Here is a 22799-nt window from a genome sequence, read left to right as displayed (position 1 = left end):
GGCTCCTCCTCGCGACGTTGCGGGGCGGACCGGCGTCACGGATGTCCGTCGCCGCCGGCTCTGTCGCTGATCCTCACACGATGGCGGACGGAGCGCCGGAGCGGGGCGGCGATGGCCCGGATACCGCCGGTCGGGGCGGCTGCGAGAATGGAGAGGTGGAACCCGCACACCCTGCCGACCGCGTACCCGCCGACCGGAATCCGACCGACGACCCGGCTGCCGGAGCCGACCCCGGCGTGGCCCGCACCGGTGCCGTGGGCGCGCCGGACGCCGAGGCCCGCGGTGTCGTTCCCGCACCGGACGCCCCGACCCTCGCCGGCGCGGCCGACCGCCCGGCGGCGGAGGCGGTAGGGGAGCCGGCGCTCGTCGAGCCGGCGGGAGCGCGGCGGGAGCCGGCGACCGTCGGGGCCGGGACTGCCGAGGACGTCACGGTGGACGCGCCGGCCCCTCCGGCCGTCACCGACGCGCGCCGCTCCGACGGCCGTTCGCCGAAGGACATGGCGATCTCGCTGCTGGTGCTGCTGATCCCGATCGCCCTGCTGCTGGCCTTCTACCGGGGCTTCCTCGGTGGTGACCAGCCGACCCAGGTCGACGCCACTGCCGCGATCGACCAGGCCCGGGCGGCGAACGCCTTCACCGTGAGCCAGCCCGCCGACCTCGGCGACGACTGGCGTACGGTCAACGCCCGCTACCAGACGGTGGAGGGCGGCTCGACGCTGCGGCTCGGCTACGTCACCCCGGAGGGGCGGGGCGCCCAACTGCTGCAGAGCAACGTCCCCGCCGAGCGGTTGCTCCCGAGCGAGCTGAGCGACCGGGCGCAGCCGCAGGGGCAGATCGAACTGGGCGGACGCACCTGGCAGCGCTACGACGCGCGGGAGAACGAGCAGGCGCTGGTGCTGCTGGAGCCCGGCCGGACGGTGATCGTGGTGGGCGACGCCCGGGAGAACGAGCTGCGCCGCCTCGCCGTGTCGTTGCGCTGACGTCGTGCCGGTCGGGTGGTCCGGTCTCGCGCCGGCGGGCGTCGCGCGGAAACCGGACAGCCGGGTGATTGTGTGACCCCGGGGCAGGGAACAGGAGTGGTGTGAGCCGAGCGGGCCGGCGGACCGCCGGAACCTGGGCTCGCGCGACGCAGCCGAGGACCGCTGCGTCGCCCGTTCCCGGCGCGCGAGCCCGCGCCCGGTGACTCTCGGGAGACACTGATGACTGTTCGAAGGCTGGGCGCCGGTCTGGTGGCCGCCGCCCTGTTCACCCCGGGTCTCGCCGCCTGCAACGCCACCGGCACCCCGTCGGCCTCGCCGAGCGCGTCCGGTTCGGCGTCCGCCTCCGCCACCGGCACCGCCGCGCCGGTGACCGGCACGGCCTCCGCCGGCGCGGGCGACGCGAAGCAGGCGTTGCTGGCCTCCACCAGCGCGATCCGTGACGGCAACTTCCGCTTCACGATCAGCGGCGGCGGCAGCAACGCGGAGGGGCAGGTGCACGAGCCGAGCCAGAGCGCCCAGATGCGGGTGTCGCTCGGTGACGCCTCGTCGGACCTGTCGATGACCCTCGACGTGATCCACTCCAGGCCCGACAGCTGGGTGAAGGTGGACCTGGGGGGCCGGGCGGCGAGCAGCATTCCCGGCCACGAGCGGCTCAACCTCGGCAAGTACCAGCACCTCGACCAGACCCGGATCAAGGGCGATCGCAACCTGGGCTTCGACTTCGACCGGCTCGACCCGGCCGGCAGCGAGGTGCTGACCCAGGGCATCACCGAGGTCCGGCAGACCGGCGAGGGCGCGTACGCGGGCACCATCGACGTGTCCAGGGCGGCCGAGGCCGGCTCGCTCGACGCCAGCATGATCAGCGCGCTCGGGGCGCAGGCCCGGTCGGTGCCGTTCACCGCGAAGCTCGATCCGCAGGGTCGACTCGGCGAGCTGGTGATCCAGATCCCGGCCGCCGGTCAGCACAAGGCGCAGGACGTGAAGATCACCTACTCCGACTACGGCGCCGCCACCGCGGCCCAGAAGCCGCCGGCCGACCAGGTCGTGGAGGCCCCGCCGGAGCTCTACAACCTGTTCAACTGACCCGCCCTGCTCGCTCGCCCGCCCGACCCAGCGGCGGGCCGGGCGCGCGGGCTTGGGTCAGGTGGGTTGGTTCTCGCGGGCGGCGTCCAGGCGGGCGCGGGCGCCGTCCAGCCAGCGCTGGCAGATCACCGCCAGGGCCTCGCCCCGCTCCCACAGTGCCAGCGACTCCTCCAGCGAGGTGCCGCCGGCCTCCAACCGCTCCACCACCGACGCCAGTTCGGCGCGCGCCTGCTCGTAGCTCAGCCGCTCGTCCGGCCCGGCCTTCGTCTCCTCAGTCATCGGCTCCATCCCAGCACACGGCCACCCCGTCCGGCGAGCGGCGCCACGTCGCACGCGACCCACGGCCCGGGCGAGACCGTCACCCGTCCACCGTCGCGGCCAGCTCGCCGTCGGCGAGGCGTACGCGCAGCGGGTCGCCCTTGCCCACCTCGGCCGCCGCCCGGACCACGTGCCCGTCGGCGCGCTGGACGATCGCGTAACCCCGCTCCAGCGTGGCCGCCGGGGAGAGCGCACGCAGCCGCGCGAGGGTGTGGCGCAGCTCGTCCTCGCCGGCCGTCAGTCGGTGCTGCAGGCAGCGCCCGGCCCGCTGGCGCAGCATTCCCAGCTCGGTGGCCCGCTGGTCGACCATCAGCTGCGGTCGGGCCAGCACCGGGCGGGAGCGCAGCGCGTCGAGCCGGTGCGCCTCGCGGTCGACCAGGTTGCGTACGGCCCGTTCCAGGCGGTGCCGGGCCTGACCGATGAGGCGCACCTCCTCCGCCAGATCGGGCACCACGCGCTTCGCCGCGTCGGTGGGCGTCGACGCGCGCAGGTCGGCGACGTAGTCGAGCAGCGGGGCGTCCGTCTCGTGGCCGATGGCGCTGACGACCGGGGTGCGGCACGCGAAGACCGCCCGGCAGAGCGCCTCGTCGGAGAACGGGAGCAGGTCCTCGATGCTGCCGCCACCCCGGGCGATGATGATCACGTCGATGGCCGGGTCGGCGTCCAGCACCTTGAGCGCGTCGACGATCTGCGGCACCGCGCTCGGCCCCTGCACGGCCACGTTGACCGTGCGGAACTCGACGGCCGGCCAGCGCCGGCGGGCGTTTGTCAGCACGTCCCGCTCGGCCGCGGAGGCCCGCCCGGTGATCAGGCCGACCCGGTTGGGCAGGAACGGCGGGCGACGTTTGCGGGCCCGGTCGAAGAGGCCCTCGGCGGCGAGCAGCTTCTTGAGCTTCTCCAGCCGGGCCAGCAGCTCGCCGAGGCCCACCTGGCGGATCTCGTCGGCCCGCAGGCTCAGGGTGCCCCGGGCCGGATAGAACTCGGGCTTCGCGTGCAGCACGACCCGTGCGCCCTCGCGCAGCTCCGGCGCGCCGATGTCGAGCACGTCCCGGTTGGTGGTGACCGTCAGACTCAGGTCGGCCGACGGGTCCCGCAGGGTGAGGAAGACGGTGCTCGCCCCGGGGCGGCGGCTGATCTGCGCCACCTGACCGTCGACCCACACCCAGCCGAGCCGGGCGATCCAGGCCCCGATCTTCTGGCTGACCACCCGGACCGGCCACGGCTCCTCGGACGTGCTCCGCTCCACCTCACCCGTGCTCACGAGCCCACCCTACGGCCCGCCCCCGACCGGTCCGTGTCGATCATGCACGGGAACGGCGGTGTCGATCTCGTGGTGACGGTCGCAGCCGATGTCGGGTTCCCCGCCGGCACGTACGATGGGCGGGTGACCGAGGCTCAGGCGACCCCCCAGACCGGCAAGCGCGTGCTCCTGGCCAAGCCCCGCGGCTACTGCGCGGGAGTCGACCGCGCGGTGCAGACCGTGCAGGAGGCGCTCAAGCTCTACGGCGCCCCGATCTACGTGCGTAAGCAGATCGTGCACAACAAGCACGTCGTGCGGACGCTGGAGGCCGAGGGGGCGATCTTCGTGGAGGAGAACGAGGAGGTGCCGGAGGGCGCCACCGTCATCTTCTCCGCGCACGGCGTCGCCCCCGAGGTGTACGAGCAGGCGAAGGCGCGCTCGCTGAAGGCGATCGACGCGACCTGCCCACTGGTCACCAAGGTCCACCAGGAGGCGAAGCGCTTCGCCGCCGAGGACTACGACATCCTGCTGATCGGTCACGAGGGGCACGAGGAGGTCATCGGCACCTCCGGCGAAGCCCCGGAGCACATCCAGCTCGTCGACGGCCCCGACGCCGCCGACACGATCACCGTCCGCGACCCGAACAAGGTCGTCTGGCTCTCCCAGACCACCCTCTCCGTCGACGAGACGCTGGAGACGGTCGCCCGGCTCAAGAAGCGGCTGCCCCTGCTCCAGTCGCCGCCCAGCGACGACATCTGCTACGCCACCTCCAACCGGCAGCACGTGGTCAAGCAGATCGCGCCGGAGTGCGACGTGGTGATCGTCGTCGGCTCGCGCAACTCCTCCAACTCGGTGCGGTTGGTCGAGGTGGCGCTCGACGCCGGCGCCCGCGCCGGCCACCTGGTCGACTTCGCGCACGAGATCGACGACGCCTGGTTGACCGGCGCCCGCACGGTCGGTGTGACCTCCGGGGCGAGCGTGCCGGAGGACCTGGTGGAGCAGGTGCTCGCACACCTCGCCGAGCGCGGCTTCACCGACGTCGACGAGGTCACCACGGCCAACGAGCGGCTCACCTTCTCGCTGCCGCAGGAGCTGAAGCGTGACATGCGGGCCGCCGCGGCGGCGCGTGGCTGACCGGGCGGAACTTCCGGCCGCCCCGAGACGTCCGATACCGGTATGAGGACCCTTCGGCTCGCCGCCGTCGCCCTGGTCGCCGCCGCCGCGCTCAGCGCCTGCGGTAACGCGGACGACGGCACTCCGACCACCATGCCCACGTCGACGGGAGTCTCCCCGGTGACCGAGCAGCCCAGCCCGTCTACCGACCCGGCCACGCCGACCCCACCGACCGCGTCCCCGCCGGCCGTCCCGACGAAGAGCCCGGGTGGCCCCACCCTGCCGCCGCCGGTGGGCGCCACCGAGCTGACGGGCACGGTCGTCGCCGGCGTCGAGCCCAACTGCCTGCTGCTCGACGACTACCTGCTCATCGGCGGCCCGCGGGACGTGCTCGCCGTGGGCGCGACGGTGGTCGTCACCGGCCGCGTGGAGCCCGGCATGATGACCACCTGCCAGCAGGGCACGCCGTTCGTCGTGGAGGGCGCCCGACGCGGCTGACCCCGCCCGCCGCGCGGGGTCAGCGGGCCGGAAGGTCCCCGTCGGCCGGGTCGAGCAGTTCGGGCGCCTGCGGCTGCCGGGGTGCCAGCTCGACCTGCGCCGGGGCGGCCAGCTCCTGGTCGGAGACGCCCAGCTCCGCGAGCTTGCGGGCGCTGACCAGCACCCGCGCCTCCAGCGAGCCGACCGCCCGGTTGTACGCCGTCACCGCGCTGCCCAACGCCGAGCCGAGCTTGCCGACGTGCTCGCCGAGCGTGGCCAGCCGGCCGTGCAGCTCCCGGGCCAGCGAGTGCACGGCGGCCGCGTTGCGGGCCAGCGCCTCCTGCCGCCAGGAGTAGGCCACCGTGCGCAGCAGCGCGACGAGCGTGGCCGGGGTGGCCAGCACCACGTTGCGGGCGAAGGCGTGCTCCAGCAGCGTCGGGTCGCGCTGGAGGGCCACGTCGAGGAACGGGTCGGCCGGCACGAACAGCACCACGAACTCCGGGGTGCTGTCGAAGGCGGCCCAGTAGGTCTTCGCCGCCAGTGCGTCGACGTGGGCGCGCAGGTGCCGGGCGTGCGCGTCGAGGTGGCTGTCCCGGCCGCGTTCGTCGCGCGCCTCCATCGCGGTCAGGTAGGCGTCGAAGGGCGCCTTCGCGTCGACCACCACCGACCGACCGCCGTGCAGCCGGACGACCAGGTCGGGGCGGACCCCCTGGTGGTCGGTGGCCGCCGTCACCTGCTCGGCGAAGTCGCAGTGCTCGAGCATGCCGGCCGCCTCGACGATGCGGCGCAGCTGGTGCTCGCCCCAGCGGCCCCGCACCTGGGGGGCACGCAGCGCCGCCACGAGTTGCTTGGTCTCGGTGCGCAGCTCACCGGAGACGACGCTCATCGAGCGCACCTGCTCGCGCAGCTCGGCGTAGGCGTCGACCCGATCGCGCTCCAGCTCGGCCACCCGCTGCTCGTAACGGCGCAGGGTCTCGTGCAGCGGGGCGACGGCCCGGGCCACCGCCTCCTGCGACTGGGCGGTCGCCTCGTAGCTCAGCGCCCGCAGGGACTGCTCCAGCCGCCCCTCGCCGTCGCGGGTGGCCCGCAGGGTGGCGTCCAGCCGGGCGATCTCGGTCGCGGAGCGGGCCCGGGCGGCGAGCCACCCCACCGCGCCGCCGGCGCCGAGACAGACCACCACCACGGCCAGCGTCGGGAAGTCCATCACCGAAGCTTGCCAAACGGGTACGACCTTGCCGTCGTGGGTACCGTCGTGGTCATGGAACTTCTGCTGGTGGTCCTGCTGGCGGTGCTGGTGGTGCTGGTGATCGGCGCGGCCGTCTGGTGGCGGCGCGAGGCCGTCGCCCGCCAGGCCCGCGAGCTGGCCGACGCGCGGGCCGACGCCCAGCGCTGGTACGAGCGCCTCGGCGGCCAGGTGATGAACCTGCACGGGGACACCCCGGCGGTGCGGCAGGCGCTCGTCGACGCCGGGGAGCGCTACAACGCGGCCGGCAGCCAGCTCGAACAGGCCCGCACGGTGCAGCAGTACCGGCTGGCCCGGGAGACCGCGCTGGAGGGCCTGGCCTACGTGCGGGCCGCCCGCGTCGCGCTGGGCATCGACCCCGGCCCCGACCTGCCCCCGCTGGCCGCCGCGGCGGGCGCCGGGCAGCTCACCCGGGAGCGCCAGGTCGAGGTGCAGGGGCAGACGTTCAAGGCCGGGCCTCAGCCGGGGCGGGACACCCCCTACTACTACCCGGGTGGGCGTTTCCAGGGCCGGCCCGTGCCCGCCGGTTGGTACTCGACGCCCTGGTGGAAGACGGCGCTCGGCGCCGGCGCCGGGGTGCTCGGCGGCCTGCTGATCGCCGACGCGCTCTTCTCGCCCGCGTTCGCCGACCCCGGTTACGGCTACGAGGCCGGCTACCAGGAGGGCTTCGGCGACGGCGCCGACTACGGCGACCAGGGCGACGTCGGTGGCGACCAGGCGCAGGCCGGTGACTTCGGGGGCGGCGACTACGGCGGCTTCGGCGGCGGCGACTTCGGCGGCGGCGACTTCGGCGGTGGCGGCGACTTCTGACCCGCTGGGGTGAGCGGCGCGCGGTGGTTCGCTGCTCGGGTGCCTCGCCGGGTCCGTGGCCCGTGCGGGGCGCGACCGCCGCGGGGACGGCACCGGCCGCGAGCCGGATGCCGTCGAGCACGACCCCGAGGCATCCGGCGTCGACGAGGAGCCCGGGCCGGGGCCCCGGTGCGGAGGGTCAGCCGGTGTTGCGCATGCCGGCCGCGATGCCGTTGACCGTGGTCAGCAGCGCCCGCTCCAGCGCCGTACCGTCGCTCGGCGGCCGGCGGCCACCCGGCGCGGTGGCGACCGCCCGGCCGGCGGCGCCGGAGTCCCGGTACTGGCGCAGCAGCGCCACCTGGAGGTGGTGCAGCGGCTGGAGGTAGGTGTCGCGCACCGCCAGGGTGCGCTGGAGGACCGGGGAGTTGTCGAGCAGTGCGGGCGAGGCCGTCACGGCCAGCACCTCGCGCCTCGTCAGCTCGTACTCCTGCTCGATCTTGTGGAAGATCGGGTGGAGCTGCTCCGGCACCAGCGTCTCGACGTACCGACGGGCGATGGTCAGGTCGGTCTTCGTCAGCATCATCTCGACGTTCGACAGGAACGTCCGGAAGAAGTGCCAGTTGCGGTGCATCTCGGCCAGCACGTCGGCCAGCCCGGCCTCCCGCGCGGCGGCCAACCCGGAGCCGACGCCGAACCAGCCCGGGACGATCTGCCGGGTCTGCGTCCAGCCGAACACCCAGGGGATGGCCCGCAGCCCGGACAGGCCGGCGCCGGTGTTCGGCCGCTTCGCGGGACGGGAACCGATGTTGAGCGCGCCGAGCAGCTCCGTCGGGGTGGATGCCCAGAAGTAGGCCGGCAGGTCCGGGTCCTCCACGAGGGAGCGGTACGACCGGTACGCCGACTCGGAGACCACGTCCATCGTGGCGTCCCAGCGTTCGAGCAGCTCGGCGGGCTGCCGGGGCGCGGTGTGCAGCAGGGTGGCCTGCAGTACCGCCGCCAGGGTGAGCTCCAGGTTCTCCCGGGCCAGCGACGGCAGGGTGTACTTGTCGGAGATCACCTCGCCCTGCTCGGTCACCTTGATCGCGCCGTCGAGGGTGCCGTACGGCTGGGCCAGGATCGCCTCGTGCGTCGGCCCGCCGCCGCGCCCGACCGTGCCGCCGCGGCCGTGGAAGAGGCGCAGGTGCACCCCGTGCCGGGCGGCCACGTCGCGCAGCGCGCGCTGCGCCCGGTGGATCGACCACTGGCTGGTGGTGATCCCCGCCTCCTTGTTGGAGTCGGAGTAGCCCAGCATGACCTCCTGCACGTCGCCGCGCGCGGCGACCAGCGCCCGGTACGCCGGCAACGAGAGCAGTTCGTCGAGCAGCTCGCCGCCGGCGTTGAGCTCGGCCGGGGTCTCCAGCAGCGGCACGAACCCGATGCGGGCGCGGCCGCTGTGCACGTCCACCAGGCCGGCCTCGCGGGCGAGCACCACGGCGGCGAGCACGTCGTCCACGCCGAGGGTCATGGAGATGATGTACGACTCGATGACCTCGCTGCCGAACCGGTCCTGCGCCTCGCGGATGGTGCCGAAGACGTCGAACGTCTTGCGGGCGGCCTCGGTGAGCGGGGTGTCCAGGGTGGAGAGGGGACGGCGACCGGTCAGCTCGTCGGCGAGGAGCTTGGTGCGCTCCAGCCGGGTCAGCGACGGATAGTCGGAGACCTCGCCGACGGCGGCGTAGAGCTGGGCCAGCACCGCGTGGTGCGCCTCGGCGTGCTCCCGGACGTCCATCGTGGCCAGGTGCAGGCCGAACGCGGAGACCGTGCGGATGGTGGAGGCGAGCCGGCCGACCGCGGTCAGCTGACCGGAGTTGCGGGCCAGCGAGGCGCGCAGCAGCTCCAGGTCGGCGATCAGCTCGGCCGAGCCGCGGTAGTCGCGGCCGGGCACGTGCGGGGTGCCCTGACGCAGCCGCTCCCGCGTGTTGGCCAGCTTGGCCTTCACGCAGCGGGCCTTGAGGCGGTAGGGCTCCTCGGCGTTCACGCGGCGGAACCGGGGTGCGACCTCCGGCAGCGCGTCGAGGTCGGCGGCGAGGCTGGCGGAGAGGTCGAGGGACACGCCGCGCAGCCGACGGGAGACGGAGACCTCGTTGATCAGGTGCTCCATGGCCGACTCGGTGGCCTGGATGCCGTGCTCGTGCTGGATCCGCAGCACCTCACGGGTCACCGTCGGAGTGACGAACGGGTTGCCGTCCCGGTCCCCGCCGATCCAGGTGCCGAACGTCAGCGGGCGGGCGGTCGGCGAGGTCTCCACGCCGAGGGCGCGCAGCGTGTCGGCGAGGTCGTCGAGCACCTGCGGGGCGGCGTCGGCGTACAGGTCGCGCAGGTAGTAGATGGCGTTGCGGGCCTCGTCGGTCGGGTCCGGCCGGTCCAGGCGCAGCTCGTCGGTCTGCCACATGAGATCCAGCAGCTCGGCCAGGCGCCGGTTCGTCGGCCCCTCGTCGCTCGCGCCGTAGAGGATCGCGTTGGCGGTCTCGGCGTCCAGCTCGTCGGCGATCGCGCGCAGCTTGGACAGGATCGACCGGCGGGCCGCCTCGGTGGGGTGCGCGGTGAAGACCGGGCGTACGGCGAGGCGCCGGGCCACCGCGGCGATCTCCTCCGCCGGTACCCCGCGCTCGGCGATCATCTTGGCGGCCTGGTCCAGCCAGCCGCCGTGCGTCGCGCGGCGTCGGCGCAGGTCGCGGGCCCGGTGCACCTGTTCGGTGATGTTGGCCAGGTGGAAGTAGGTGGAGAAGGCGCGGGCCAGCTTGGTGCCGGTGGTGACGTCGAGGGTGGCCAGCCGCTGGGCGGCGGTCGGGGCGTCGGAGCGGACCAGCGCGCGGATCTCCTCGACGAGGTCGAGCAGTGGGCGGCCCTCCTGGCGGGCCAGCGTCTGGCCGAGCAGGGTGCCGAGGCGGCGGATGTCGGCTCGCAGGGCGGCGTCGGGGCCGTCGTGGTCGTGCTGGTCGGTCACGGGGCGCTCCTTACGTGGCGTACGAAGGACAGCGCTGTCCGACTATCTCGAATCGTATCCGCGAGGACGGGGATGGAAGGAGGGGACCCGTGTTATCGCCTTTCTCATAGGAGGGGTGCTTGCGTTCGCCTCAGCCGTCGGGTCGGAATGCCTGTGCGGTGGCGGCGGCGGTTCGGCGGCGGGCGCGGAACAGGGTGGCGGTGAGCAGCCCGACGGCGCCCGCGACCGCCCAGAGCGCCAGGCCGGCGGCCGGCCAGCCGGCCGACCGCCAGTCGAAGTAGACCACCGACTTGGTCAGGTCGTTGGCCAGCCCGGGCGCGTTCCACCGGTGCATGCCGCGCAGCGGATCGGGCAGGAACTCGGGGGCGAAGATGCCGCCGGAGCCGGGATTGCCGAGCACCACCAGGAGCAGGATGACCAGCGCCGTGCCGAGGATCCCCAGCCAGCCCTGGATGGCCGTGGCGATCATCGCCGCCGCGAAGACGGTCAGCGTGCCGGTCGCGATGATCGCTGGCACGTCGTGGTGCCAGATCCCCAGGCCCGGCCCGACGAGCAGCGCACCGGCGACGCCGAGCAGCAGGCTGTAGACGGCGAGCGCAGCGATCCGCAGGCCGGCGCGGCGCAGCGAGCGCGGGGTCGTGCCGACGCCGATCCCGAGCACCGTCGAGGCGAGGTAGCCGCCGAGCACGAACCCGACGTTGAGGTAGAACGGCACCACCCCTCGCGGGTCGGTCGAGGCGACCGGCACTTCGTCGGTCACGGTCAGCGGGGTGCCGGCGCGTCCGGCGGCGGCGCGGAACACCTCGGTGACCGCACCCGTGGCGGACGGCCCGGACGCACTGGCCACGGTGAGCAGCAGGCCCTGCGGATCGGAGCGGAGGACCGCGTACACCTGGCGGTCCCGCAGGCCGTCGTCGGCGTCACCCGGGTTGTCGTACTCCACCGGTTTGACGATGTTCGTCTGGTTTCGTACGGCCAACAGGGTCTGCGTCGCGCGCTGGTCGCTCAGCACGAAGCCGACGGGCAGGTCCCGGGGCGTGGGGTCGTGCAGGGCGCCGACGTACGCGGCGATGAACGCGGTCGCGAGCACGAGGGTGCCGAGGAGCAGGCCGGCCGTGCGTGGCAGCCAGTCCCGCGTCCACCTCTCCGCCGACTCCGCCACGCCGTCAGCGTATGGGGATCCGGTCGCTTCTGTGGCGTTTCGTCTTGGCGGAAAACCGGTGGTCGCGCCCGCTAGCGTTCGATCATGGAACCGTTGCGATACCCCCCGAAACCGAGGCCGGGCGACCGGGTCGCGGTCGTCTCACCGTCCGCGGGGCTGCCGGCTGTCTTCCCCCACGTGTACGAGCTGGGCCTGCGCCGGCTGCGCGAGGAGTTCGGCCTGGAGCCCGTCGAATACCCGACCACGCGGACCATGGGCGCGGACCCACGCGACCGGGCCCGCGACCTCACGGCGGCCTTCGCCGACCCGACGATCACCGCGGTGCTCGCCACCGTCGGCGGCGACGACCTGATCACGGTCACCCCGCACCTCGACGACGAGGTGATCCGCGCCAACCCGAAGCCGTACTTCGGGTACTCGGACAACACCAACATCCTCAACCACCTCTACCGGCTCGGCATGGTCGCCTACCACGGCGGATCTGTCCTGGTGCACCTCGGCCGCCCCGGCGCGCCGCACCCGCTGACCTTCGACTCGCTGCGCGCCGCGCTCTTCACGTCCGACTGGTACGAGCTGACGGCGGCGAAGGAGTGGGGCGACGAGCCGCGCGACTGGCGTGACCCGGCGACGCTGCGCGAGGAACCGGTGATGTTCCCCGGCGAGGGGTGGCGCTGGCAGGGCCCGGCGCGCGTGGTGCAGGGGAGGACCTGGGGCGGCAACCTGGAGATCCTGCACTGGCTGATGGCCGCCGACCGGATCCCGTCGGCGGCGGAACTGGCCGGATCCGTGCTGATCCTCGAGACCTCCGAGGAGCTGCCGTCCGCCACCGAGGTCTTCCGGATCGTGCGCAACATGGGGGAGCGGGGGCTGCTGGCGGCCTTCCCGGCGATCGTGGTCGGCCGCCCCAAGGCGTGGGACTTCGAGAAGCCGCACACCCTGGAACAGCGGCTGGACTGGGCCGCCGCGCAGCGGGAGGCCGTCACGAGGGCACTGTCGGCGTACCACCCGGACGTCGTGGCGGTCTTCGACGTCGACCTCGGCCACACCGACCCGCAGGTGATCATCCCCTACGGCGGGGAGATCCGGGTGGACGCCGTCGAGCGCCGGATCGCGGTGCGTTACTGACCCCGGCTGGTCCGGGGTGCCGGGTGGGCCTTCCGGGCCGGTGCGGCCGGCCGGCCGCCGTCCTCAGGCGTCGACGACCGCGAACGCGCGGGCGGGGAAGGTGCCCATGCCGGCGACCCGGGGCGGGGCGGCGGTGAAGCGGAAACCCTCCGGCGGCAGCGCGTCGAGGCCGGTCAGGTGCTCCACGATCGGGATTCCGGCGGCCAGCAGAGCGGTGTGCGCGGGGCGCTCCCCGCCCGCGGCTCGGCTCATGTCGTCGATGTTGATCGAGTCGATGCCGACCAGCGCGGCGCCCGCCTCGGCCAGGGCCCCCGCCGCCTCGCCGGAGAGGTACGGCGCGTCCGGCGACCCGTACCGCTCGGTGCCGAAGTACGCGTCCCAGCCCGTGTGCAGCAGGACCGCCTTCCCGGCCACGTCGTACGGGGCGAGCATCAGCCGATCCACCGCCCGCGTGCCGGCCGGCAGCCGGACCACGAGCCCGGGCAGGTCGGCGAGGCGGTCCAGCGGCATCCCGGCGAGGTCCACGCCGTCGGCGAACCGGTGGGCCGGGGTGTCCACGTACGTGCCGGTGTTGGCGATCATGTCGATCCGGGCGACCCGGAACTCGGTGCCGGGCGCGTAGTTCGCCCGGGACGCCGCGAAGGTCAGCCAGTCGTCGATCCGCGGCGACGGCCAGCCGGGCAGGGTGACCATGCCGTCACTGATCACGTGGCTGAGCTCGACCAGTCGCCGTCCCGGCCCCGGCTCGGTGGCGTCGACAGCGCGACCGCCCTTGTGCGGCTCCCGGACGACCGTCTTGTTGCTCACCCGCACCTCGGCCACCATCAGCAGGCCGAGATGCCGCACCAGCAGCGCGCCCAGGTCCGCGTCGCTGATCTCCCGGCCGGGGATGTCGAGCCGGAACCCCTCCGTACGCAGCCCGCCGCCGTTGGCGAAGCTCACCTCCGCGTCGAACTGTGCCCGCCACTGCTCGCTCATCCCGAAACAGGACCACGCCCGCCCGGCCAGGTCAAGATCCACGCAACTTCAGGGAACTGGTGGGGTCGCGGTAGCTCCAACGCCACTACTTCCGTGAACCTGCGGCCTCGGAGGGCAGGGTGCCCGGACTCGCAGGTGGTGGGCGGGGGCGGGTCGGGGACTGGTGTCGGTCGGCGGAGATAGGCTGGATTCGTGCACCCCCCGTCCGTCCGGGCGCGGGGGATCTGTCGTGTGCCGCGAGTGCACCCCGCGCGTCGACTCCCCTGGAAGTGATCGCAGATGCTCACCGGACTGTTCTCCGCCGCCCTGGCCGACCCCGGGCTGGCCCGGGCGCGTGACCTGGCGCGCTCCGGTGCCGCGCGGGTCGACGGGCTCGACATCACCGCCCCGACCGCGCTGCGTCCGTTCGCGGTCGCCGCCGTCGCGGCCGACCCCGGCGACGCCGGCCCGGACGGCAAGCCGACCGGTGGTGCGGGGCGGCCGGTGCTCGCGGTCACGGCGACCACCCGGGAGGCCGAGGATCTCGCCGCCGCGCTGGGCAGCCTGCTCCCGCCCGAGCAGGTGGCGGTCTACCCGTCCTGGGAGACGCTGCCGCACGAGCGGCTCTCGCCCCGGTCCGACACGGTCGGAAGGCGGCTCGCCGTGCTGCGCCGGCTCGCGCACCCGGAGGCCGCCGACGCGCACGGGCGCACCGGCCCACTGCGGGTCGTGGTCGCGCCGGTGCGTTCGCTGCTGCAACCGCAGCTCAAGGGCCTCGGCGACCTGGAGCCGGTGCAGCTGTCCCCGGGCGCCGAGGCCGACCTGGAGGAGGTCGCCCGCCGGCTCACCGACATGGCGTACGCGCGGGTCGACCTGGTCACCAAGCGTGGCGAGTTCGCGGTGCGCGGTGGCATCCTCGACGTCTTCCCGCCCACCGACGAGCACCCGTCCCGGGTCGAGTTCTGGGGCGACGAGGTGGAGGAGATCCGCACCTTCGCCGTCGCCGACCAGCGCACCATCGAGCAGGTCGAGCGGCTGTGGGCGCCGCCCTGCCGGGAGCTGCTGCTGACGCCGGACGTGCGTGAGCGGGCCGCGGCGCTGGCCGAGCGGCACCCGGAGCTCGCCGAGATCCTGGACAAGCTCGCCGAGGGCATCCCGGTCGAGGGGATGGAGTCGCTGGTTCCGGCGCTGCTGGGCAACGAGAGCCTGGAGCTGCTGCTGGACGTGATGCCGGCCGGCACCCACGTCCTGCTCTGCGATCCGGAGCGGATCCGCACCCGGGCACACGACCTGGTGCGTACCTCCGAGGAGTTCCTCCAGGCCAGCTGGGCCGCGGCGGCCGTCGGCGGCCAGGCCCCGGTCGACCTCGGCGCCGCCGCCTTCCGCGGCCTCGCGGAGGTACGCGCGGCCGCTGGCAAGCTGGGGCAGCCGTGGTGGACGCTGTCCCCGTTCGGGCTGGCCGAGGCGGAGGCGGCCCCGGCGAGGCAGCCGTGGGAGGACGAGCCGGCCGAGGTCAGCGTCACGCCTGACGACGCGATCGCCGTGACGCTCGCCGCGCAGCCGGCGCCGCTCTACCACGGTGAGACGTCCCGGGTGGTCGACGACCTGAAGCGGTGGGCCGGCGAGGGCTGGTCCGTCGCGCTGGTCTTCGAGGGGCACGGGCCTGCCCAGCGGGCGGTCGAGGTGCTCCGCGACGGCGGGCTGGGCGCCCGGCTCATCGAGCACGTGTCGAGCGCGCCGGCCGCCGGGGAGCTGCTGGTCACCTGCGGGTCGCTGAGCGCGGGGTTCGTCGACGAGGCGTCCCGCCTGGTCCTGCTCACCGGCAACGACCTCACGGGCGGGCGGGGCACGTCGACCCGCGACATGCGCAAGATGCCGAGCCGGCGGCGCAACACCATCGACCCGCTGGAGCTGAAGGCCGGCGACTACGTGGTGCACGAGCAGCACGGCATCGGCCGCTACATCGAGCTGGTGCAGCGCACGGTCAACGGCGCCAGCCGGGAGTACCTGGTCATCGAGTACGCGCCCAGCAAGCGCGGCCAACCCGGTGACCGGCTCTTCGTCCCCACCGACCAGCTCGACCAGCTCAGCCGGTACGTCGGCGGTGAGCAGCCCACCCTGCACAAGATGGGCGGCTCGGACTGGCAGAAGTCCAAGGCCCGGGCCCGCAAGGCGGTCCGCGAGATCGCCGCCCAGCTGATCCAGCTCTACGCCGCCCGCAAGGCGTCCAAGGGGCACTCGTTCGGCCCGGACACCCCGTGGCAGCGGGAGCTGGAGGACGCGTTCCCGTGGCAGGAGACGCCCGACCAGCTCGCCGCGATCGAGGAGGTCAAGCGGGACATGGAGCAGTCGGTCCCGATGGACCGGCTGATCTGCGGCGACGTCGGCTACGGCAAGACCGAGATCGCGGTTCGGGCGGCGTTCAAGGCGGTGCAGGACGGCAAGCAGGTCGCCGTGCTGGTGCCCACGACGCTGCTGGTGCAGCAGCACTACAACACGTTCGCCGAGCGGATGAGCCAGTTCCCGGTGACGATCCGGCAACTGTCCCGGTTCCAGACGCCCAAGGAGGCGGAGCAGACGCTGGCCATGGCGGCCGACGGCACGGTCGACATCGTCATCGGCACGCACCGCCTGCTCCAGTCGGCGACCCGGTTCAAGCAGCTCGGGCTCGTGATCGTCGACGAGGAGCAGCGGTTCGGCGTCGAGCACAAGGAGCACCTGAAGACGATGCGGGCCTCGGTCGACGTGCTCAGCATGTCGGCCACCCCGATCCCGCGCACGCTGGAGATGGCGATCACGGGTATCCGCGAGATGTCCACGATCGCCACGCCGCCGGAGGAGCGGCACCCGGTGCTCACCGCCGTCGGGGCGTACGACGACCGGCAGGTGGCCGCCGCCATCCACCGGGAGCTGCTCCGCGACGGGCAGGTCTTCTACCTGCACAACCGGGTCGAGTCGATCGAGCGGGCGGCGCGGCGCATCCGTGAGCTGGTGCCCGAGGCGCGCGTGGCGGTGGCGCACGGGCAGATGAGCGAGGAGGCGCTCGAGAAGGTCATGGTCGGCTTCTGGGAGAAGGAGTTCGACGTGCTGGTCTGCACGACCATCGTGGAGTCCGGCATCGACATCCCGAACGCCAACACCCTGATCGTGGAGCGCGCCGACCTGCTCGGCCTCGCCCAGCTGCACCAGATCCGCGGCCGGGTGGGCCGGGGCCGGGAGCGGGCGTACGCGTACTTCCTCTACCCGCCGGACAAGCCGCTCACCGAGCACGCGCACGAGCGGCTGGCCACCATCGCCCAGCACACCGAGCTGGGCGCCGGCATGTACGTGGCCATGAAGGACCTCGAGATCCGTGGCGCCGGCAACCTGCTCGGCGGCGAACAGTCCGGGCACATCGAGGGCGTCGGCTTCGACCTGTACGTGCGGATGGTCGGCGAGGCGGTGCAGGCGTTCAAGGGCGAGCGCCCCGAGGAGGAGACCGACGTCAAGATCGACCTTCCGGTCGACGCGCACCTGCCGCACGACTACGTCGGGGTGGAGCGGCTGCGGCTGGAGATGTACCGCAAGCTCGCTGAGGCGCGGGACGAGGAGCGGCTGCGCGAGGTGGTCGCCGAGATGACCGACCGCTACGGCGAGCCGCCCGCGCCGGTGCAGAACCTGGTGGCGGTGGCCCGGTTCCGGCTGCTGGCCCGCCGCTACGGCCTCACCGACGTCTCGATGCAGGGCAAGCACGTGCGGTTCGGCCCGCTGCCGCTGCCGGACTCGAAGCAGATGCGGCTCAAGCGCTACCACCCGGACGCGGTCTACAAGCAGGCCACCGACCAGGTCAGCGTTCCCCGGCCGAGCACGCGGCGGGTCGGTGGCGAGCCGCTGCGCGACCAGGCGCTGCTGGAGTGGTGCGCCCAGCTCCTGAAGGACGTGCTGGGCGAGCCCGCCCTGGTGGCGGCGAGCTGACCACTCCCGCGCCGCCGCGCCCCGCGTACCCGGGACGCGGCGGCGGGCGGCGGGGACGCGCGGCGCGTGGTGTGGTGGGGGGCGTCACAGGTGCCGGCCCGGCATGAGAGAGTGACGCACATGCGTGCTCGTCGTCTGATCGCCGCCGCCGGCGTCGCAGCCCTCGGTCTTGTCTCCCTCACCGCCTGTGGCAGGTCCGCTCCGGACGTCGCCGCGTACGTCGGCGACACCGCCTACCGGGTGGACCGGGTCGACGCGATCCACGAGGAGGCCCGGGCGACGTACGTCGAGTCCGTCCGCGGGGCGGCCCGGCAGGAGAACGGCCCGTCCGCCTCGACCAGCCCGGAACAGCCGCGGTGGGACGTCGAGCGGCAGGACGTCCTGAACCTGCTCGTCGGGCTGGACCTGGCCAAGCGGATCGCCGCGGAGAAGCGGATCCAGGTGCCGAGGCAGGTCGATGCCCAGCAGCTCGGCCAGGAGCTCTCCGTTCCCGACACCGAGTACGCGGCGCTGGCCGCCGACTGGTACGACCACTACCTGGCACTCCAGGGCTCCCTGCCCCTCACGGAGCTGACCGACGAGGCGCGGGCCACGGTCTACGACCGGATGGTGGAGGCCGGTGTCGCACCGCCCGGATGGTCGGTCGACGACCAGCGCATGCAGTTCGGGCAGCCGGAGATCGCCGGGCAGGTGGCGGCGGTGGTGGCGCTCAGCCGGGAGTTCCAGGAGGAGGTGGGCCGGGAGGACGTCGTGGTCAACCCGCGTTACTCCGCACTGGAGATTCCGGCGCTCCTCCAGTTGCCGGGTGCGGGTGTCCGCTTCTACGACCTGCCCTACCTCAGCCAGGAGACCCCGGTCACCGACATCTCCACTCCGGAGCCGCCGACGGCGTCCGAGCCGGCTGAGGCCGCCGGCACCGACGGTTGAGCATGACCGCTCGGATCGTCCTGCTGGTCACCTCACCCCGGCTGCCGGCCGGGCTGCTGACCGCCGCCGCCTGGGACGTCGTCCGTTCCGCGCCGGTGCTGGCCGGTGCGGAGAGCGAGTTGACCGTCGCGATCCGCAACGCGGGTGGCACGGTCAGCGTGGTGGACGGGCCGGCGACGCAGGCGTTGCTCGACGCGGTCGACGCGCACGGCACCGTGGTCTGGCTGGCCGGGCCGACCGGTGACGAGTCCCTGGCCCGCGAGTTGGGGCTGCGGCTGGCCCGGGAGCCGGGCCTGGCCGAGCTGGAGCTGATGTACGGCTCGTGGGACCCGCCGGGTGCCCGGCTGCTCGACGCGGTGGCGGTGATGGACCGGTTGGCCTCGCCCGGCGGCGACCCGTGGAAGCGGGCGCAGACGCACCAGAGCCTGGCCCGGTTCCTGCTGGAGGAGTGCTACGAGGCGTACGACGCCATCAACGCCGCGGACACCGACGCCCTCCGCGAGGAGCTGGGCGACGTGCTGCTCCAGGTGCTGCTGCACGCACGGCTCGCCGAGGAGCTGCCCGAGGGCGAGCGGTGGAATGTGGACGACGTCGCCGGCGGGCTGGTCGACAAGATGATCCGCCGCAACCCGCACGTCTTCGCGGGCGCCGAGGCGGGCACCCTGGACGAGATCACGGCCAACTGGGAGCGGATCAAGCGCATCGAGAAGCCCCGCGGCTCGGTGCTGGACGGTGTTTCGCCCAGCCAGCCGGCGCTCGCCCTGGCCGCGCAGATCCTGGAGCGTGCCGGCCGGATCGGGCTGGCGGTGCCGCCGCCGCTGGCCGAGGGGCAGGTCGATCCGGAGGCACGCCTCGGCGCGGGCCTCCTGGCCACGGTCGCCGCGGGCCGCGAGGCGGGGCTGGACGCCGAGGCCGCCCTCCGCCGGGCCGCCCTGGCCTACGCCGACGCCGTCCGCGCCGCCGAACCCCGCGCCCCCGGACCCGCCCCCGGCCAGGCGAGTTGACCAAGAGGTTCGCGTCGGGATCTCCGCCGCTGGTGACGCGAACTTCTTGATCACGGCGGACGAGGTGGGGGCGGGTGCCGGTAGGGTCGGCGGGTGGAATCGTTCGCCCCGCTGGCCGAGCGGATCGTCGAGGCGCTGCTGGAGAGCCGTCCCGGGCTCGCCACGTCCGCCGGTGACCACCGCTTCGACGACCGGCTGCCCGACTTCTCGCCCGACGGCCGCGCCGCCGACCGCAGCATGCTCACCGAGGCGGCCAACGCGCTCTCCGACCTCGACCCGGGCATGCTGGAGGTCGAGGAGCAGGTCGACCACGCCCTGCTCAGCGCGCTCGTCGACCGGGAGCTGTTCGAGCTGACCGAGATCCGGTCGTACGAGTGGGACCCGCTGCGGCACAACCCCGGCCCGCTGCTGCACGCGATCGTCGCCCGCCCGTACGCCCCCGCGGACGTACGGCTGACCCAGCTCGCCGGGCGGCTCGCCGCCATCCCGGACACGCTGGCGATCGCCCGCGGAACGCTGCGGGACATGCCGAGGATCCACGCGGAGACCGCGGTCGGGCAGTTCACCGGCACGGCGGCGCTGATCCGCGACGAGGTGCCGGCGCTGCTGACCCAGGCCCCGGAGCTGCACGACCGGGTCGAGCCGGCCGCCACCGCGGCGATCGCCGCGCTGGAGGAGTTCGTCGCCTGGCTGCGGGCCGGGCTGGCCGCCGACTCCGGCCCTGGGCGAGACCCGCGGCTGGGCCGGCGCCGCTGGGAGGCCCGCCTCTGGCACACCCTCGACACCGAGCTGGGCGCCGCGGAGATCCTCAAGCGCGCGTGGGCCAACCTGGACCGGGTCACCGCGCAGATCCGGGAGGCGGCCGTCGAGCTGGTCGGCGGCCCGGCCGACGACGAGACCGTACGGCGGGCGCTGGACCTGCTCGCCGCCGAGCACCCGGACGACCACACCATCGTGGACCTGGCGGGGGTGACCCTGGACGAGGCGACCGACTTCGTCCGCGCCCACGACCTCGTGACCCTGGTCGACGACCCGTGCGTGATCCAGGAGATGCCGGAGTTCGCCCGGGGCGTGGCGGTGGCCTACTGCGACTCGCCGGGCCCGCTGGAGACGGCGGATGTGCCCACGTTCTACTGCATCGCGCCGACCCCGGTGGACTGGCCGGCGCACCGGGTCGAGTCGTTCTACCGCGAGTACAACGACCACATGGTCCGCAACCTCACCGTGCACGAGGCGATGCCCGGGCACTTCCTCCAGCTCGCGCACGCCCGCCGCCACGCCGGGACGACGCGGGTGCGGGCGCTGGCGCGCTCCGGCCCCTTCATCGAGGGCTGGGCGGTCTACGCCGAGGAGGTGATGACCGGGCTCGGCTTCGGCGGGCTGCCGGTGCGGTTGCAGCAGCTCAAGATGCAGCTGCGGATGACCATCAACGCGTTGCTCGACCAGCTGGTGCACTGCGAGGAGCTGCCCGAGGCGGAGGCGATGGCGCTGATGACCGGGCGCGGATTCCAGGAGGAGGGTGAGGCGGCCGGGAAGTGGCGGCGGGCGCTGCTCACCTCCACCCAGCTCTCCACGTACTTCGTGGGCTACAGCGAGATCGCCGATATCGCGGCGGCCCGGCCGGAGGGCGTGTCGCGGCGCGACTGGCACGATGCGATGCTCGCCCACAACTGCCCGCCGCCGCGCCATCTGCGCACCCTTCTCGGCCTCTGACCCCGCGCGCCTCAGCCCGGCGGGGCGACGCCGGGAGACGGGCGGCGGGCGCCGGTCGCGGCGGCGTCGATCAGCCAGCGGGAGATGGAGTACGCGGGCGGCAGCTCGGTCGGCAGCGCGTCGAGCGGGAACCAGCGCGCCCGCACGAGTTCCCGGCCGTCCACCACCGGCTCGGCGTTCGGCTCGGCGGCCGTGGCGGTGAAGCCGGTGAGCAGCACACCGGGGCCGGACATCGCCCAGGGCTGGCTGCCGAAGTAGGCCAGGTCGGTGACGGCCACGCCGACCTCCTCGCCGACCTCCCGGTGCACCGCCGCCTCCAGGGTCTCGCCCGCCTCGACGAAGCCGGCCACCAGTGCCCACAGCCCGGTCGGCCCGTACGAGTGCCGCACCAGCAGCAGCTCGTCGGGGCGGTTGGCGGGCCCGGGACGGGTGATCGCCACCAGCACCGCGGGGGAGAGCTGCATCGGCACGTAGAGCGCGCAGTCGGGGCAGCGGCGGGCCGCCTCTCCCGGCACGTCGGTCATCTCGGCGCGGCAGGCTCCGCACCAGCGGTGGCTGTGCCGCCAGGCCGTCACCTGCAGGGCGCGACCGGCCAGCGCGGCGAGCGAGCCGGGCAGTTCGGCGGCGAGGACCGGCCAGGTGACCCAGCGCCCGGGCGCGCCGGCCGTGACCGTGGTGCCCCAGGCCGGCACACCGTCCAGCCGGCCGAGTGGCACCCAGCCGGTGCCCGTGGGCACGTCGGCGATCCGGGGAAACCGCCCGTCGGGGCCGAGCAGCAGCTTGCGGTCGGCCACCGCCAGGGCGACTTGCTGCGGCTCGGGCGTACCGGCGATCGCGGCGCCGGGCACGAACACCGGCTCGCCCGCGCCGGGCCGGTCGGGCGAGGGCCGGTCGGTCACGAGGTGGTCGAGCGCCGGTCGACGACGCCGGCGCCGGGCGGCAGCTCGAACGCCGCGCCGTCGACCGTCTCCGAGTAGTTGCTCAGCGCCAGCTCCACGGACCGGCCGTCGACCAGCCCGGTGAAGCTGCCCAGCGCCCCCTCGGTGGTCACGCAGGCGCTGAACTCCTCGCCCGTACGGTCCACCTCGACGCAGGTGGCGTGGTGCCCGGCCACGGTGGTGTCGCTCTGCTCGATGACCGCCGCGGGGTCGAGCGCGGCGGCCGTCAGCATGCCCACCACCACCGGCGGGGTGACCAGGCCGCGCCGCTTGGCCTCGGTGAAGACGGCCACCGAGGGCTTGCCGCCGGGCACCGGCGGCGGGGCCAGCGTGCAGACCGTACGGTCGCCGGCCGCCTCGCACAGGGTGGTCGCCTCGTCGGTGACGGTGACCTTGCCGCCCGGATAGCTGTACGCGGACCGGGCCGGGTCCTGCGCCTGGGCGATGGAGGCGGTCTTCCCGCCGGAGAGCTGGTAGTCGGCCGAGTACGTCAGCTCGAGCGCCCGGTCCAGCCGGGAGGCGAGGTCGTTGACGAGATCGGCTCGCCCGACCACCTGTCCGGCGTCGTCCAGGGTCTGACAGCCGGTTACCGTGAGCGACGCGATCACCGTCGCGGCGAGCATGCGGAGTTTCGTCGAGGCGGCGGGCATGTGACCCAGCCTTATAGATCGAGTCCACACGACGCAAACCCGTTGCCGGTTGAGGCCGGAGAATCCGGGAATGTCCGGGCACGATGTTGCGAACGGCAGGTTTCGGATGGGCGTCCGTGCGCCCGGACCGCCCGCGCCCA

General features: G+C 73.9%; 18 protein-coding genes. 10 read left to right on the top strand and 8 right to left on the bottom strand.

The window, feature by feature from the left end; genetic code table 11:
- Positions 1-155 precede the first annotated feature (155 nt).
- Both SM573_RS05570 and SM573_RS05565 read left to right on the top strand, forming a co-directional pair.
- Entirely contained in the window at positions 156-980 is an 825-nt protein-coding gene (locus SM573_RS05570; RefSeq protein ID WP_474615613.1) for a DUF4245 family protein, read from the top strand.
- 219 nt (positions 981-1199) lie between these two features.
- A complete protein-coding gene (locus SM573_RS05565) occupies positions 1200-2063 on the top strand; it encodes a hypothetical protein (protein ID WP_474611730.1) in 864 nt (287 codons plus the stop codon).
- 57 nt (positions 2064-2120) lie between these two features.
- On the opposite strand, the gene SM573_RS05560 is transcribed toward SM573_RS05565, so the two are convergent.
- Positions 2121-2342: an exodeoxyribonuclease VII small subunit gene (locus SM573_RS05560; RefSeq protein ID WP_474611731.1), complete on the bottom strand. Its 222-nt coding sequence runs from the start codon at positions 2340-2342 to the stop codon at positions 2121-2123.
- 79 nt (positions 2343-2421) lie between these two features.
- Positions 2422-3642 (bottom strand): exodeoxyribonuclease VII large subunit, encoded by a 1221-nt coding sequence (xseA, locus tag SM573_RS05555; protein WP_474611732.1) that lies wholly within the window; start codon positions 3640-3642, stop codon positions 2422-2424.
- A 123-nt stretch (positions 3643-3765) separates the two neighbouring features.
- Here xseA and SM573_RS05550 point away from each other — a divergent pair, with 123 nt between their 5' ends.
- Positions 3766-4755 (top strand): 4-hydroxy-3-methylbut-2-enyl diphosphate reductase, encoded by a 990-nt coding sequence (locus SM573_RS05550; RefSeq protein ID WP_474611733.1) that lies wholly within the window; start codon positions 3766-3768, stop codon positions 4753-4755.
- A gap of 42 nt (positions 4756-4797) precedes the next feature.
- Positions 4798-5232, top strand: a complete 435-nt coding sequence (locus SM573_RS05545; RefSeq protein WP_474611734.1) for a hypothetical protein — start codon at positions 4798-4800, stop codon at positions 5230-5232.
- 19 nt (positions 5233-5251) lie between these two features.
- Here SM573_RS05545 and SM573_RS05540 read toward each other — a convergent pair whose 3' ends face one another.
- Positions 5252-6415: a DNA recombination protein RmuC gene (locus SM573_RS05540; protein ID WP_474611735.1), complete on the bottom strand. Its 1164-nt coding sequence runs from the start codon at positions 6413-6415 to the stop codon at positions 5252-5254.
- A gap of 54 nt (positions 6416-6469) precedes the next feature.
- Between SM573_RS05540 and SM573_RS05535 the strand changes: the two genes are divergently transcribed.
- Entirely contained in the window at positions 6470-7264 is a 795-nt protein-coding gene (locus SM573_RS05535) for a hypothetical protein (protein ID WP_474615612.1), read from the top strand.
- A gap of 178 nt (positions 7265-7442) precedes the next feature.
- Here SM573_RS05535 and ppc read toward each other — a convergent pair whose 3' ends face one another.
- Positions 7443-10229, bottom strand: a complete 2787-nt coding sequence (ppc, locus tag SM573_RS05530; protein ID WP_474611737.1) for a phosphoenolpyruvate carboxylase — start codon at positions 10227-10229, stop codon at positions 7443-7445.
- 130 nt (positions 10230-10359) lie between these two features.
- Positions 10360-11391 (bottom strand): YhgE/Pip domain-containing protein, encoded by a 1032-nt coding sequence (locus tag SM573_RS05525; protein WP_474611738.1) that lies wholly within the window; start codon positions 11389-11391, stop codon positions 10360-10362.
- Between the two features lie 84 nt (positions 11392-11475).
- Here SM573_RS05525 and SM573_RS05520 point away from each other — a divergent pair, with 84 nt between their 5' ends.
- Positions 11476-12516: a S66 family peptidase gene (locus SM573_RS05520; protein WP_474611739.1), complete on the top strand. Its 1041-nt coding sequence runs from the start codon at positions 11476-11478 to the stop codon at positions 12514-12516.
- Positions 12517-12579: 63 nt separating this feature from the next.
- On the opposite strand, the gene SM573_RS05515 is transcribed toward SM573_RS05520, so the two are convergent.
- Entirely contained in the window at positions 12580-13494 is a 915-nt protein-coding gene (locus SM573_RS05515) for a cyclase family protein (RefSeq protein ID WP_474615611.1), read from the bottom strand.
- Positions 13495-13773: 279 nt separating this feature from the next.
- On the opposite strand from SM573_RS05515, the gene mfd reads away from it, so the two are divergent.
- The 4 genes from mfd (at position 13774) to SM573_RS05495 (ending at position 21071) form a co-directional block, all read left to right on the top strand.
- Complete coding sequence (gene mfd, locus SM573_RS05510) at positions 13774-17427, top strand: transcription-repair coupling factor (RefSeq protein WP_474615610.1); 3654 nt, start codon at positions 13774-13776, stop codon at positions 17425-17427.
- A gap of 120 nt (positions 17428-17547) precedes the next feature.
- Positions 17548-18354, top strand: a complete 807-nt coding sequence (locus SM573_RS05505; RefSeq protein WP_474611742.1) for a hypothetical protein — start codon at positions 17548-17550, stop codon at positions 18352-18354.
- A 2-nt stretch (positions 18355-18356) separates the two neighbouring features.
- A complete protein-coding gene (locus tag SM573_RS05500; protein WP_474611743.1) occupies positions 18357-19358 on the top strand; it encodes a nucleoside triphosphate pyrophosphohydrolase in 1002 nt (333 codons plus the stop codon).
- Positions 19359-19451: 93 nt separating this feature from the next.
- The gene (locus SM573_RS05495) at positions 19452-21071 is read left to right on the top strand and encodes a DUF885 domain-containing protein (RefSeq protein WP_474611744.1); all 1620 of its coding nucleotides are present in this window, start codon (positions 19452-19454) and stop codon (positions 21069-21071) included.
- Positions 21072-21082: 11 nt separating this feature from the next.
- Here SM573_RS05495 and nudC read toward each other — a convergent pair whose 3' ends face one another.
- Both nudC and SM573_RS05485 read right to left on the bottom strand, forming a co-directional pair.
- Positions 21083-21970 carry an NAD(+) diphosphatase gene (nudC, locus tag SM573_RS05490; protein WP_474615609.1) on the bottom strand — a complete coding sequence of 296 codons (888 nt, stop codon included), beginning with the start codon at positions 21968-21970 and terminating at the stop codon, positions 21083-21085.
- Positions 21967-22659 carry a hypothetical protein gene (locus SM573_RS05485; protein WP_474611746.1) on the bottom strand — a complete coding sequence of 231 codons (693 nt, stop codon included), beginning with the start codon at positions 22657-22659 and terminating at the stop codon, positions 21967-21969. The genes nudC and SM573_RS05485 overlap by 4 nt, the downstream gene beginning before the upstream one ends.
- Positions 22660-22799: the final 140 nt, after the last annotated feature.

It is taken from the genome of Micromonospora xinjiangensis, from assembly GCF_056150165.1.
This window is presented reverse-complemented; position numbering and strand designations above follow the sequence as displayed.